The sequence below is a fragment of the Flavobacterium sp. 2755 genome (assembly GCF_031455715.1).
Taxonomy (GTDB): Bacteria; Bacteroidota; Bacteroidia; order Flavobacteriales; family Flavobacteriaceae; genus Flavobacterium.
This window is the reverse complement of record NZ_JAVDTG010000003.1, coordinates 119982-134671: the sequence shown is the minus strand read 5'-3', so window position 1 is coordinate 134671 and position 14690 is coordinate 119982. Positions and strand designations below refer to the sequence as shown.

The window sequence follows — 14690 nt, the reverse complement described above, 5'->3', positions numbered from 1 at the left end:
ATTATTGTTAATAGTGGTAACTCAAATATAATCAATATTTTGCAGAATAGTTTTACGAAATTTAATGAGAATGTTAAGTTTTAGGTTTTTTATTGTGGTGATATTTAACCGCAAAGACGCAAAGGTTTACGCAAAGTTCGCAAAGTTTTTTGTTGAAAGTTGGATTGGAATTTTAACGCAAAGAACACCAAGGATTTGCGCAAAGTTTGCAAAGTTTTTTATTTTTATACTAGTATACAAAGTTCACAAAGCTGTTATTGACAAAGCTTTGCGAACTTATGTTTTTAAACATTCCTTAATAAAAAATCTTTGCTGTCTTTGCGTTAAAAAATGACTACAAAAAATAAGTACAAAAAAAGGTGCAATGAATTTCATTACACCTTTATATTTAAATGGTTTCGACTTCGCTCAACCTGACAATTATTCCGGCTGATTTAAGTTTCTTAATTGTTTCAATTTATCTTTCCAAACGTCAAGGCTTTCTTTGTGAATAGCAATGTTTTTGCGTACTTCTGTAACAATTGAATTCTCTTTTTTAGCATTTTTAGTATTGGTAAAGAACTGAATGTTGTTTTCTAACTGGAAAATTTCATTTTGAACTTCTTCAATTTTACGCATAATGAAAATCTTTTCATTATCTAATTTTCTCGTATCGTTACTGTCTGATAACGAATCGATTCTATTAGAGAAACGCATCATTTCAGATTCTTTTTTGCTTAAACTTAGTTTTTCAAATAGTGCATCTAAAATTTTATTGAATTTACCTTCAATATGGCGTCTTGAAAAAGGAACTTTTCCGTAACCTTTCCAAATTTCAATATGCTGTTTTATGGCATCAAGATCTGTTTTGTGATCGCCTGTTAATTGGTAAGCTCTTAAAATATCTAAGTATGCTTTTTTGTTATCAAATGCAGCAACCTCATCAGCATTTTCTTCTGATTTGTGTTCTTTTAATTTATCAAAATAATGATTACACGCATCTTTAAACTCTTTCCAGATTTTATCTGAATATTTTTTAGGAACATGACCAATTTGTTTCCATTCTTCCTGAATTTGTTTCATGATTGGAGTAGTAGAGCCAAAATCTGTGCTTTCCTGCAATTCTTTGGCTTTAGCTACAAGAGCCATTTTTTTATTTAAATTATCGTTCTGATCTTTCTTGATATCCTTATAAAACGAATTTTTAAAGGCATTGAAATTTCTAACAGCTGTTTTAAACGAAGCCCAGGTTTCCTCATTTACTTCAGAAGGAACTTTTCCGGCAGCGAAAAACTCATTTCTTAAAGCTTCCACTTTTTGAATCTGAACAAGCCATTGCGAGTGCGAGTTTACTTTCTCCGTTCCTAAAACCTCGATTTTAGAAATAATTTCTTTTTTAGCTTCAAGATTTTGTTGTTCGTTTGCTCTTTGGCTTTCGAATAAAACTTCTCTTTTATCGTGAATTTTTTTAGTCAGTTCGCTAAATTTATTCCAGATAGAATCACGGTGTTCTTTAGAAACAGGTCCGATATCTTCTTTCCAAAGTCGGTGTAAGTCTTGTAATTCTCGGAAAGCTTTACTTATGTCGTTTTCGTTTACAAGCTCCTCAACTCTTGCAATGATTTTTTGTTTTTGCTCTAAGTTATGTTTAAAATCTAAATCTCTTGCTTCACGATCTAAATGCAGATAATCATAAAAATTTTCTACATGAAAGTGATAGTTGTTCCAAACGTGATTATATTTGTCTTTTGGAATCGCTCCTGCATTTTTCCATCTTTCTCTCAAATCATTAAAATGCTTAAGAGTGTCTTTTATATTTGCCTGTGGATTTATAAGTTCTTTTAATTCCTCAACTATAGCAAGACGGTTTTCTAAATTAGATTTTAGATTAGTCTGTAAATGTTTAAAGTGAGCATTTCTTTTCTCTCTAAAAATATTATAATATTCATCAAACTTAGATTTTAAAGGAGAATGATATTCAAATTCTTCATTTGGATCTTCTTTTGAAGCATTAAATTCTTCTCTTTTTTCTTCTATAAGATGGTTGTATTGTAGTAAAAATGATTTTTTGATTTCCTCAATATGATCTTTTACAGACATTGTTTTGTCTATATTAACCAATTTTTTAAGTTCGTCTACCAGTGCATCCAAAGAAAAAGTATCATAATCCTTCATAGGAATATCATGACGCTCTTTTAGCGTTTCATCTTCACTTTCTTCGGCGTTTGAATTTGTTATGGCATCTAATGCACTTTGATGATCAGTTTCTTCAATTTCAGCTGTTTCTTCAACTTCATTTTCAACATCTGGAACAGTAGTTTCGGTTACCGTTTCAGTTTCTGCAGCTTCAACTGTATCATCTTGTGTAGAATCACTAATATCGATTCCTAACTTTCCGTCTGCTTCTTGCAGGTTATCATTCTTTTCTTCTAACATTTTAAATGTATAAGGTTTTTACTTTAAACAGAGCGAAAGATAGTAAAGGTGTTTCTAACTACAAAATAAATCGTTTGTTTATGCTGTATTTTACGATGAAATTCTTATTCTTTACTATCATTTACACCTTTGATATGTTAATTTTTATAAATTGTTTGAAGGAAATAAAAATTTCAATTTCCTATTGTTTTTAGAAGATTGAAGTTAAACTAACGATTTTAGATAGAAACTTTTGTCGATTCCTGATTAAAATAAAATCAGCATTCCAACTTCAATTCCCCAATTATAAGACTTATGATTCCCAAAAGCAACGCTCGGATGAATATATGCCATATCATTTGCTGTTATTTTTCGGCCAAATTCTATAAAAGCATTATTTGGAAAACCCTTATTTGTATTATTGTATCTAAATGCGGCATCGGCAGCAAACCAGTTTTTTCCAAAAATGTACATAAAATAATTCTCAAAAGATGTGGTATTGATATCACTTCTGTTGCCTGATCCTGCGAAACTGGATTGGTTTTCTAAAGAACTTATCCATAATAATTTATTCATGACCAAATATTTTCCATAGAAAACAGCAGGAGCAATGACCCATTTTCCTGATCCTAAAGCAGGATCAACAGCTGAATTTGATATGACCCGGGCGCGAAAAGCAATTCCGCCGTTTTTATGCTCTAAATATGGGATATAGCTGATTCCAACTCCAATATCTCCAACTCCGGTTTTATTTATAGAAGAAGTATTAGTAGAAACTAATGGAAGATCGACTCTTAAATTCCAGGCCTTATTGGCAATAGGATGTAAAAATCGAAGCTGTGTTGTGTTAAATGAGCCAGAATCAGTATCTAAATATTCATTAAAAAGTAAAATCGTTTTTAGATAATAATGATATCGGGCTTCTGTATACACACTACTTGCGGTCTCATTTGTGTTTTGAGATTCCTGTGCTGTGGAAGCAAGAGAAATAAAAAATAAAATGCAGAAGTAAAGTATTGATTTTTTCATAACTATCTACAAATGAGTAGACTAATTTACAAAAATTACTTTAATTTCCTACATTGTGTATTTTTTTATTTGTTCCAGATCTTCCAGGCTTTCTCTGCCTGAAAAATAAGCATGTCATATCCGTTTTTAATTACGGCACCTCTTTCTTTAGCATTTTTAAGAAATTGAGTTTCGGCAGGATTATAAATCAAATCGTATGCGATGTGTTTTTCTGTAAAAAACTCATAAGGAATATCAGGGCAAGCTTCTATGTTAGGGCTTGTGCCAACTGGCGTACAATTGATTATGATTTGATAATTATCAAAAGTTGTAGCATTGATTAAGTTGTAATCAATGATGTTTTCTTTTGCTTCTCTTGAAACAAAAGTATAAAGAATACCAAGTTCATCCAATGCAAAAGCCACACCTTTTGAAGCGCCGCCGGTACCAAGGATTAATGCCTTTTTATGATGCGGTTCTAATAAAGGTTTTAATGATTTTTTAAAGCCGTAGTAATCGGTGTTGTAACCTTTTAGTTTTCCGTTTTTGGTAAACTTAATAGTATTTACAGCACCAATTAAAGCTGCTTTTTTTGATAGTTTATCTAAAAAAGGGATAACCTGTTCTTTATAAGGAATCGTAACATTTAAACCTTTCAAATCTGGATTGTTTTTCAATAATCCTGTAAAATGGCTGATCTCAGAAATGTCGAAGTTTTCGTAGCTGTTGCCTGCGAAAATTTCGTCGTTAAATTTTTCTGTAAAATAACCTTTTGAAAATGAGTAACTAATATTACGGCCCAATAAGCCAAAACGCCTTTTTAAAATATCAATCATTATTATTTTCTGTGTTTTTCGATATAATTTCTAACTGTTTTCTTTGTCCACACAACCGGAAATAAATCTTCGATAAGAATATAATTATCAAAGTTTAAACGAAGTCCGTTGCTTAAATGGAATTTTGCCTTTGTATTGTCCTGAATCATAAAATACAATCCTGCTAAACGATATTCGATTTCGTTTTCTTCCGGAAAATATTCTGAAGCCTGAAGCAATGTTTGAATGGCACTTTCAAATTCTCCTAAAAATTGAAGGATATCAACCCAGTATAACCAGGTATCAAGAGCATAATCTCCAAATTCAACTGCTTTTCTGTATCCAAATTCAGCTTCTTCAAAAAAGTTCATTTGTTTATTGATCGTTGCGTAACGTTTCCAGTACAAACGATTTTGATTGTCGATTGCTAATGCTTTATTGACAAAAAACAATGCTTTTTGAAAATTCTTTTGGCGAACATGAAAATCTGTAATCGCAATCCAGCCTTTATCTAAAAGCGGATCTTCATGAACAGTCTGGTTGTAATATTGAAGTGCTTTTACAGCATTTCCTAATTTTTCATAACATTTACCAATACGCAACAAGGCATACGAAGTTGCATCATCTAACTCAATGGTACGATTATAGCTTTCAATCGCTTCATTGTATTTTTTAAGACGTTCGTAAGCTTTTGCTTTTTCCATAAATGCACCTAAAAACTCATCGTCGATTAGGGTTGCATAATCAAAAGCACGAATGGCATTTTCATATTCTTTTACGCCATAATGCAGTCTTCCAAGCTGGTGCCATGCAATTTCGCTGTATGGGTTTTTGTTGATGTAGTCGTTCAGATATATAATAGCTTCCTGATTTTGATCTAAAAATTCAAAGCAGTAAACCACATTATATAAGGCAGATTGATCTTCTAAATCTTCTTCAAGACATTTGATGAAGCTTTCTTTTGCCAGTTCAAGATTATCCATAAAAAGGTATTCCATTCCAATCAAGTTGTACACGTCGGCATAATCATCAGTATATTGCAGGGCAATTTTAAGTAATTCTACCGCTTTTTCGTGTTGATCTCTTTTAGAACAAATATTTGCTTTTTGGATATAAATTTCCTCGTTGTTTGGTTCGATTGCATACAACTCGTTTAAAAGCTTCTCAGCGATTTCAAGTTTGTCTTCGTAAACCAGCATTTCTACTTGTACTAATTTTAAGCCTGTAGATTTTGGATGTTGGTCTAATGCAAGTTTTAAGGCCTTTTTTGCTAAATTAGCCTTGCCTATATCTAAATAATGAAGAATGATTTCTTCAAATTCTTCAGAATCAAAAAAGAGCACTTTGTTAGTTTTTAACATCGACTCAAATTTTGATAAGGATAGGTTATAATCTTCTTCTTCGTTGCTTAATTGCATACTTTGTTTTATTTGAAATTAGCCTGTTATAAATTTAGGCAACCATATAATTGATGTGGGGAAGGAAAATTAATTGTTTTGAACAATTTAATTAACAATGAATTTAGAATTTACGCTCCAAATTTAGTTATAATCTTCTGATTTTTAAAAGATTATTTAATTATTGCCCGCTTTTAAAATTTCGTCCATAACATTTAAAATTATGGAACAGCCTTCTCTTATTTCTTCCTCAGAAATGGTAAGCGGCGGTGTTATACGGATTGCACATCCTTCAAACAAAAGCCAAAACAATATTAGCCCTTTGTCCTGGCAGTTTAAAATAACCTGATTCGTTATATCTGCCGTTTCAGTCATCGCAGCGAGCATTAATCCCTTTCCTCTAACTTCCTTTATCAAAGGATGTACCAAAAGCGATCTGAACAGTTTTTCCTTCTCTAATGCTTCCTGCATTAAATTTGTCTCAGTTAATTCCTGCAAAGTAGCTAAACAAGCTGACGCAATGACAGGATGCCCACCAAATGTGGTAATATGTCCCAGTTTAGGATTTTCGGTTAAAAGGTCCATTCTTTCGGCCGAAGCTGTAAAAGCACCAACAGGCATTCCGCCTCCCATACCTTTTCCCATAACGACAATATCAGGAACAACATCGTAGGTTTGAAAACCAAAAAGTTTCCCGGTTCTTCCAAAACCTGGTTGAATTTCATCTACAATCATTAACGCTCCAACTTCATCACAACGCTTGCGGACTTTTTGCAGAAAGTTATTTTCGGGCTGAATAAATCCGGCACCACCTTGTATCGTTTCTAAAAGAATGGCAGCGGTTCTGGTTGTTATTTTTTCTAAATCGGCTTCATTATTAAATGTAATGAAATCTACATCTGGAAGCAGTGGACGAAAAGCTCGTTTGCGTTCTTCAAATCCCATAACACTCATAGAACCCATTGTATTTCCGTGATAAGCGTTATGGCAAGAAATAAGCTGACTGCGTCCTGTTGTTCTTTTAGCTAGTTTTAAAGCGCCTTCAATTGCTTCTGTTCCTGAATTTACTAAATAGGTTTTATTTAGGGATTCTGGAAGGAGTGAAGCCATTAATTTGCAATACTGAACTGCGGGACTCTGCGAATATTCTCCGTAAACCATTACGTGCGAATATTTGTCTAACTGGTCTTTTATGGCCTGATTTACTCTGGGATGCTGATGCCCAAGCGTACAAGCCGAAACTCCGGCAACAAAGTCTAAGTATTTTTTATCGTTTGTATCGTATATGTATGATCCAATGGCGTGCGAAACTTCCATTCCTAAAGGATAAGGGGAAGTTTGTGCCTGGTATTTTATAAAATCTGGGTTCATTTTTTTTTAAGATGCTAAGTTGCTGAGATGCTAAGGTTCTTAGGTTTTTGTTTCAGGTTTAAAGTTTCAGGTTACTGGAGACTGAAAACTGAGACTAATTTTTAACGCAAAGATCGCAAAGATTTACGCAAAGTTTGTAAGGTTAAAATTAAGAATGCATTGTTAATGAAGATCTCAAAGCTGAAACTGAAAATTAAATGTGTTTCAAGTTTCAAATTCTGAAAACTGAGACTGAAAACTGAGACTGAAAACTGAAGACTATTTAACTTTAGTTTTCGTTTCTGTCTTAACAGCTGGTTTCTTTTTATCGTAATTCAAAGTCTCTTTCCTGACTTTCATCGGAACGTTTTTATCTTTTTCTTCCTGCTCTTTTCCTTCTTTGACTAATTTGTCGTTCATTTCATTTTCTTCGGCAGTAAAAATATCATCTTTCGATTTTATTCTTTCGTCGCCGCGCCAGACAAAACCACGCAGTTTACGGGCATTTTCAGGTAAATCTTCTTCAGGGAAAATATCTCCGTCAACACGATTAAAAAACGTAATCGTTTCTACGGCATTATTCTCGAGAATCAGGTTTATTTTACTGCTGACATTTTTATTAATTCCGATTAATTCATTGGCGTCGTTCCGCATAAAATAGACGACTTCGGTATTTTTGACGACATCAACATCGTGGAGTTTTCCTTCTTTAAACTTTCCAAATAAATTGAGTCCCTTGACCTGATTATACCCCGTTCCTAAAGTGTCCTTGGAGATGAGGAAAGTGTTATTAATAACTTTTAGTGAATCTAATTTTTTGGTATTGTTATCGCCAATTAAATGCATTAAATCACCCGTAATCTGACTGTCGCCGTTCCACAAAATCGGACTTCCAATTAATTTTGTTAAAGCAGTTTTAGAGTTTGAATGTATCGAATCGCATTTTCCACTCATGTCGGTTTTATAAAAGCGGACATTTTTAAAAGCTCTCAAAATTCGTTCACCTTCTTTTCCCGTAACCATTAATCTTTGTCCGTGAATATAAACTGAATCGTTTTCTACTAAATTAATAGCAACGGCTCTTTTGGTTACAAACATCGAATCTTTTAGTTTGTAAATTTCGGCATAATGCCCTTTTACAAGTCCTTTATTAATAGAATCGGTGATTTTTACATTTCGTGTTGCCGATGCAAATTCTGTGTTTCGATTATAAAATAAACTATCACCTTCAATGAGTCGGTCGTCGTATTTTATGTATGATTTCCGTAAAAAGTGAGCTAGGTTTTTCTTGGTGTCGTAAAAGCCTTTTTCGGTATAAATATAATTTGTTTTACTCGTAATTGTTGATGGACCAAGTAAATACGTATGTCCGGAATTACTGTAATAATCTAAATGATTTGATTTTATAACATATTTAGGATTCGTAATCGTAACTTCTGTCAAAAACTGAAATTTTTTCTCAGCGACAAAATACCTTCCAGATTTACTCACTAAAGTATTGTCTTTGTTCACGATAGTACCTTTTGTATTATAGAAAACTTCTTGGGTATTTCGGTCAAAATTAATAGTGTCTGTTTGCAGAGTTGCATCTGGTGAAGTCATTACAGCATCTCCAGTTGCAAAAGCTTTTTTCATATTTCCGTTATATTCGGCATATTTACTATTTAAAAACAAAGTATCACCTTGTACTAATTGTACATTACCAAAAGCTTTTAAATAATTTTCTTTCTGAAAGTAATACGCTTTATTACAAGTAAGAACTACTCCGTCGTGGTTCACTTTTACGTTTCCGGTTAGCAAGACTGCATCAGGCGCTGTAGCCTGATCCACATCTAAATAATCAGAATGTTCTATGTTGATTTTTTTTGGTCCCTGCGCTTTTTTTGGTGCTTGCGCAGAAATGATTTGAACACTTAATAAAAGCAGACAAGATATAAAAAAGAGTAATTTCTTCAAGTGATTAAATTTTTGTCAAATTTATAAAAAAGGATATAACCTTAGATTGTTATTAGCATTAATTTATCTTTTTAGGTTCAAAGTAACAAAGTAACAAAGGTTCAAAGTTTGAATTTAAAAATTTCGCTTACATTTCAAAACCTTTGTCCCTTTGTTACTTTGAACCTTTGTCCCTCTATTTTATCAACAAAACTATAAACTCTCACGTTGTAGTTAACGATTTCGTTATTGCAAAATGATAAATTGAAATGGCATTCTTTAGAGTTATAAAAAATAAACTAAATTTAGGAATTGGATTTAGATTTCTAATTCCAAAAAACAGATACGTTTAGATTTAAAAAACTATGATAAAAAGTAAATTTATTGCTGCGGGAATGGCCACAGCAATGTTGTTTTCGGGTTGTAAAACAAAAGATTTAAAAATGAGTGAAGTAAAAGAAGAAAATTCAAAAGATCATAAAATTGTTGTATACCAGGTTTTTACCCGTTTATTCGGAAATAAAAACAAAACTAATAAACCGTGGGGAACTATTGAAGAAAACGGAGTTGGAAAGTTTAATGATTTTACAGATAAAGCGCTTCACGAAATTAAGGATTTAGGTGTAACATATATTTGGTATACCGGCGTACCTCATCACGCTTTGGTTCATGATTATACGGCTTACGGAATCTCAAACGACGATCCGGAAGTGGTAAAAGGCCGTGCAGGTTCACCGTATGCTGTAAAAGATTATTATAATGTAAATCCTGATTTGGCTGTAAATCCTGCAAATAGATTAGAGGAATTTGAGGCTTTAATCGCACGTACACATAAAGCGGGATTAAAATTAATTATAGATATTGTTCCGAATCATATTGCGCGTAAATACGAAGGGAAAAATAATCCTGAAGGTGTAAGAGATTTTGGTGCCGATGATGATGTAAATGTAGAATATAAACGAGATAATAATTTCTACTATATTCCAAATGTACACTTTGAAATTCCCGATGGAGATATTCCGTTAAACGGAGAAAAAAATCCTCTTATTGATGGTGTTTTTGATGAAAATCCTGCAAAGTGGACAGGAAATGGTTCGCGTAAAGTGAAACCGGATCAAAATGACTGGTACGAAACGGTAAAAGTAAATTATGGCGTTCGACCTGACGGTTCAAAAGATTTCCCTGAACTTCCGTCTGGTTTTGACCAAAAATCTTATGCTGAACATTTTGCTTTTTGGCAAGATAAAGAGGTGCCGAATTCGTGGAAAAAATTTAAATCGATAGCTTTATACTGGACAGCAAAAGGTGTTGACGGTTTCCGTTATGATATGGCAGAAATGGTTCCGTACGAATTTTGGAGTTATATGAACTCTGCGATCAAGATGAAAAATCCAAATGCTTTTTTATTGGCAGAAGTTTATAATCCAAATGAATATAGAAATTACATTCGTTTAGGAAAAATGGATTATTTGTATGATAAAGTAGAAACGTATGATAAACTGAAAGATGTTATTCGCGGAAAATCTTCTCCGGATGGATTATCGGATATTCAAAAAGGGATGGCAGATATTGAACATCATATGCTTCATTTTTTAGACAATCATGATGAACAGCGTTTAGCTTCTCCGGAATTTGCCGGAACACCGGAACGCGGTAAACCTTTAATGGTGGTTTCGACAACTTTAAGTACTTCGCCAACAATGGTTTATTTTGGACAGGAAGTAGGTGAGGCTGGGAATGAAAATGCAGGTTTCGGAACTCGTTCCAGAACTTCTATTTTCGATTATATCGGGGTTCCAAATCACCAAAGATGGATGAATGAAGGAAAATTTGACGGCGGACAATTATCTGATTCTGAAAAGCAATTACGAGACTTTTACAAACGATTATTAAATTTCTCTATAAAAAGCCCGGCTTTAATGGGAAGTTTTCAGGAAATTCAATCGATAAATCGTCAAAATAATGTTGGTTATGATGAATTGATTTATTCGTTTGTTCGTTGGTCTGAAACTCAAAAATTGATTATTGTAACGAATTTCTCTTCAGAAAAAACAAGTGCGTTTAATTTGAAAATCCCATCTGATGTTATTTTGAAATGGAATTTAAAAGATGGTGAATACGTGCTTACAGATCAATTATATTCGAGCAACAAAAATATTTTGGTGGTAAAGAATGGAGAAGGGACTGTTATAGTTGAAATAGCGCCTTCAGAATCGTTTATTTATGAATTGAAATAGTGTACATATGATTAACCCGATAGGTTTTAAAACCTGTCGGGTTTAATTGAAAAACTAATTTTTGTAAATAATAAAACTATTTGGTTTCAGCTCTTTTTGACCTAATAATATTTTTGCATTAGCAGGTAATGTTATTTCTTTTGTTATACCAAAATTAATGAGAACAGTAATTTTTTCATTTTCAAAAGATCGTGTAAATGAAATTTGATCTCCTTGAAGTTCCAGATTATCATAGATGCCATATTGTAAAACTTTTTCTTTATTTCTTAAAGCGATCAATTTTTTATAGCTGTTAAGAATAGATTTTTTTTGAGTTTTTAAAGCTGCAACATTTATTTCTTTATAATCAGGATTGATTTTAATCCAGGTTTTTTCTTTAGAAAATCCAGCAAATACTTCTCCGTTCCATTGCATTGGGCTTCGGGATTTATCGCGATTGTGTTCGTTACCTTCAAGAAGTGCTTCTTTGTCATTTTTGCCTTGAGCTATTGCCAATTGATAATGAGTTTTGCCTTGTATATCGACCATTTCGGATATGTTTTGTGCGATAATATTATGCATACCAATTTCTTCTCCATAATAAATAAACGGAACTCCTTTTGCAGTAAGTATTAAAGCAGCGAGGGCGATGGCTCTGTCTGTATTTCCGTCTGCCAGTTTGTCGATCATTCTGGGCATATCATGGCTTCCAAAAAACAAAGTGGGATAATTGCTCATATTTTTCTCCATGCTTTGTAATTCATCAAAAATACGCTGCGTCGAAAATTCTTTGATACTTCCAAAATTGAAATTAAAAACAACGTCCAGCAAATCCTGCGATTGGTATTGTTTTAAAACCTTGATTTTATCGCTGCCAATTTCTCCCACAATAAAACGATTATCATATTCATTTACGGTCGATTTTATAATTTTCATCGCGTTTTTTACGCCTTCCTGATCTATATCGTTTACGTGTTCCTGCTGTCCGTTTTTCATCGGATTATCTTCTGTAATACCATTTGTAGTCAGGAAGTTTATTACATCTAATCTGAAACCATCTACATCGGCATCAAGCCAAAATCGGAGTATTTTTTGAACCTCAGCAACAATTTTTGGATTTGACCAGTTCAAATCGGCCATTCTTTTATCAAACTTATGATAGTAATATTGATTGGTAGCAGTGTCTTTTTCCCACGCTGTACCTCCAAAAAAAGATTCCCAATTATTCGGCTCGTCTTTCCAGATATAATAATCCCGATACGGATTGTCTTTTGATTTTCTCGATTCCTGAAACCATTTACAATCTGTAGAAGTATGGTTTAAAACCATATCGATAATTACTTTTATTCCTCTTTTATGCGCTTCATTCAAAAAGGTATCAAAATCGGCTTTAGTTCCATATGTTGGATCTACTTCATAATAATTGGCAATATCATAACCGTTATCCACTTTTGGCGAAGTCAGAAAAGGTGTAAGCCAAATGCCTTTTATGCCTAACTCTTTTAAATAATCTAATTTTTGAGTCATTCCCTTAAAATCGCCATATCCGTCTCCATTGCTATCGGCGTAACTTGGCATGTAGATTTGATAGAAAACGGATTCTTTCCACCATTTTTTGTTGGGTGTGTTTTGGGCGATACTGATGTTTGAATAGAATATTAGAAGAAAAAAGGTGATACAATTTAATATAGATTTCATAATATTTATTGTGCTGAATTTAGTCTCATTTTTGTCATTCCGAGGAACGAGGAATCGCACGAGAAACTCCGTAAAGAATGTCGCCAATCTTTGTCGATTCTCTTGTGCGATTCCTCGTTCCTCGGAATGACAAACTAGGTGGTAAACTTAGTTATTTACTTTTTTTGCTGATATTGATAATCTACAACTACACCATTAACCAGCATTTTTGAGCCTTCATAACTTACTTTTCCATTTGCAGGTACTTGAACAATTACAGCGGCACTTAATGGATCCATTTTTATTTTTGTGGAAGCAGAAATATTCTTAGCAATAAAACTCCCAGAAACAGTATTATACAAATCTACTTTTGTGCCTTTTTCAACTTTTACAGTTACTGTTTTACTTGTAGAATACGGATTATAATATAGATAAGAAGGATAGGCTTTATCGCTATAAAAATCGGTTGCTAATAAGTTTAATTGCAATATTCCGGTAACATTGGTTTCACGGATAATGCTTCCAAAAATACCAACGTGACCGCTTCCATAAACACTAAACTGAGATTCCTTTGGGTTTTCGCCGGGTACCCAAAGCGGACCGTCGCCTTGTGCTACAGGACCTTTTAGGTTTTCATATTCTTTATAACTAGATTGCTTTATGATCCCTTCGTAACCAATAACGCCTTTTGAAACTTCTGCCAATTCAGGTATTGTTTCGTGTTCGTCCGGCATATACTGAGGATAGAAAAAACGAGAAGCATTCGCAGCATTCAACATCCATTTTCCTATTGAAACAGCATACGATTGATCGTATCTTACCATTGGTATAAGCGGCCACGCAGCATCATAAGTATTCATTAAAAATCCGTATCCGCCGTGATCTACCGTACTTCCAAAAACGCCCGAAATATCAATTCCGTTCCAATTTCCAACTAAAGAACCCCAGCCTTCACGACAAATAGGTGTTCCGTCAAAAGTCCAGTCCAGCATTTTGTTTGTATCGTATTTTGTACCTTCTTCGGAATTAATTCTCGCCGCTAAATAAGCTCCAAAAGGCATTAATACTTCATAAGTTGGATTTTTAGACTGCGATTCTAAGGCTGCTAATGCACTTTTAGCACCTTTTAAGTATTTGGCGTCACCAAATTTTTTATAGGCCATATACAATACCCATGCATGTCCGGCTGCCGCATCTGGCTGTGCGCAGATTTGGTTTGTCATGGGTTTCATTTTGTTGTAATCAAAATAGGAGTATTCGTAGTTGCCATTTAAAATTACATCGGCTTCGTAAAATTTGTCTGCAATACTTCTCGCTATTTCTGTAAAACCAGGTTCATTTGGGTATTTATCATAAATAGCATAAAACAGAAGATTTGGATATACATCATACCACCAATCGCGGCCATAACCTCCGCCAAGTAAAGCGACTTCAGGGCAGGTATTATTCATCATAATATTCCAGTTGGTTTCTTTGTTGAAATAGTTTTTCAACATGGCAACATAGTTTAGGTTTTGAGAGTTGTTTTTGTCGACCCCTACTAATGTAGCTCCAAGTGTAGCGCCCATTGTTGCCAGAGCTTCATGAAACATTCCTTTATTATGATCCGGGCCTTGTCGTACATCTGCTACAGCAGTATATAATCCAACAACAGTCTGCGGGTAATTTTTCTTGCTGTCATCCATCCAGACCATCGGCCAAAATTTACCTTTTGCATTAAAATCATAAACTGTTTTGTCAAAATCTAAAGCCAGTTTTTTGTAATCAATAATTTTTAATGGCTGCGGTAAATCAGGCATTTGTGCTACGCGGGGTATTTTTTGCTGTGTTACTTGTGCGGCTGTGGTTAAACTTAAAACTAGCAGACACGAAGTGCTTATTTTTATAAATGTATTCAT

The 14690-nt window shown here is 33.7% G+C and carries 9 protein-coding genes; 1 reads left to right on the top strand and 8 read right to left on the bottom strand.

The features are described 5' to 3' along the window. Positions 1–420: 420 nt before the first annotated feature. The 6 genes from J2Y38_RS07845 to J2Y38_RS07820 form a co-directional block, all read right to left on the bottom strand. On the bottom strand, positions 421–2415 hold the full coding sequence (locus J2Y38_RS07845) for a DUF349 domain-containing protein (protein WP_309841073.1): 1995 nt from the start codon (positions 2413–2415) through the stop codon (positions 421–423). Positions 2416–2661: 246 nt separating this feature from the next. Continuing rightward, positions 2662–3423: a lipid A phosphoethanolamine transferase gene (locus J2Y38_RS07840; protein ID WP_309841072.1), complete on the bottom strand. Its 762-nt coding sequence runs from the start codon at positions 3421–3423 to the stop codon at positions 2662–2664. A gap of 65 nt (positions 3424–3488) precedes the next feature. Further along, on the bottom strand, positions 3489–4238 hold the full coding sequence (aroE, locus tag J2Y38_RS07835; RefSeq protein ID WP_309841070.1) for a shikimate dehydrogenase: 750 nt from the start codon (positions 4236–4238) through the stop codon (positions 3489–3491). Between the two features lie 2 nt (positions 4239–4240). Continuing rightward, on the bottom strand, positions 4241–5635 hold the full coding sequence (locus tag J2Y38_RS07830; RefSeq protein WP_309841068.1) for a tetratricopeptide repeat protein: 1395 nt from the start codon (positions 5633–5635) through the stop codon (positions 4241–4243). A 156-nt stretch (positions 5636–5791) separates the two neighbouring features. Then, positions 5792–6985 carry an aspartate aminotransferase family protein gene (locus J2Y38_RS07825; RefSeq protein ID WP_309841066.1) on the bottom strand — a complete coding sequence of 398 codons (1194 nt, stop codon included), beginning with the start codon at positions 6983–6985 and terminating at the stop codon, positions 5792–5794. Positions 6986–7243: 258 nt separating this feature from the next. Further along, positions 7244–8920, bottom strand: a complete 1677-nt coding sequence (locus J2Y38_RS07820; protein ID WP_309841065.1) for an OstA-like protein — start codon at positions 8918–8920, stop codon at positions 7244–7246. A 344-nt stretch (positions 8921–9264) separates the two neighbouring features. Between J2Y38_RS07820 and J2Y38_RS07815 the strand changes: the two genes are divergently transcribed. Beyond that, a complete protein-coding gene (locus J2Y38_RS07815) occupies positions 9265–11136 on the top strand; it encodes an alpha-amylase family protein (RefSeq protein WP_309841064.1) in 1872 nt (623 codons plus the stop codon). Positions 11137–11190: 54 nt separating this feature from the next. Here the strand turns inward: J2Y38_RS07815 and J2Y38_RS07810 are convergent, their stop codons facing one another. Together J2Y38_RS07810 and J2Y38_RS07805 are read right to left on the bottom strand one after the other, a co-directional pair. After that, entirely contained in the window at positions 11191–12813 is a 1623-nt protein-coding gene (locus J2Y38_RS07810) for an alpha-glucosidase (protein WP_309841063.1), read from the bottom strand. Positions 12814–12968: 155 nt separating this feature from the next. Beyond that, a complete protein-coding gene (locus J2Y38_RS07805) occupies positions 12969–14690 on the bottom strand; it encodes a hypothetical protein (RefSeq protein ID WP_309841062.1) in 1722 nt (573 codons plus the stop codon).

Coding starts and splice junctions, on each gene's coding strand:
- J2Y38_RS07845 (WP_309841073.1), bottom strand. CDS start 2,415: ATGTTAGAAGAAAAGAATGATAACCTGCAAGAAGCAGACGGAAAGTTA.
- J2Y38_RS07840 (WP_309841072.1), bottom strand. CDS start 3,423: ATGAAAAAATCAATACTTTACTTCTGCATTTTATTTTTTATTTCTCTT.
- aroE (WP_309841070.1), bottom strand. CDS start 4,238: ATGATTGATATTTTAAAAAGGCGTTTTGGCTTATTGGGCCGTAATATT.
- J2Y38_RS07830 (WP_309841068.1), bottom strand. CDS start 5,635: ATGCAATTAAGCAACGAAGAAGAAGATTATAACCTATCCTTATCAAAA.
- J2Y38_RS07825 (WP_309841066.1), bottom strand. CDS start 6,985: ATGAACCCAGATTTTATAAAATACCAGGCACAAACTTCCCCTTATCCT.
- J2Y38_RS07815 (WP_309841064.1), top strand. CDS start 9,265: ATGATAAAAAGTAAATTTATTGCTGCGGGAATGGCCACAGCAATGTTG.
- J2Y38_RS07810 (WP_309841063.1), bottom strand. CDS start 12,813: ATGAAATCTATATTAAATTGTATCACCTTTTTTCTTCTAATATTCTAT.
- J2Y38_RS07805 (WP_309841062.1), bottom strand. CDS start 14,690: ATGAATACATTTATAAAAATAAGCACTTCGTGTCTGCTAGTTTTAAGT.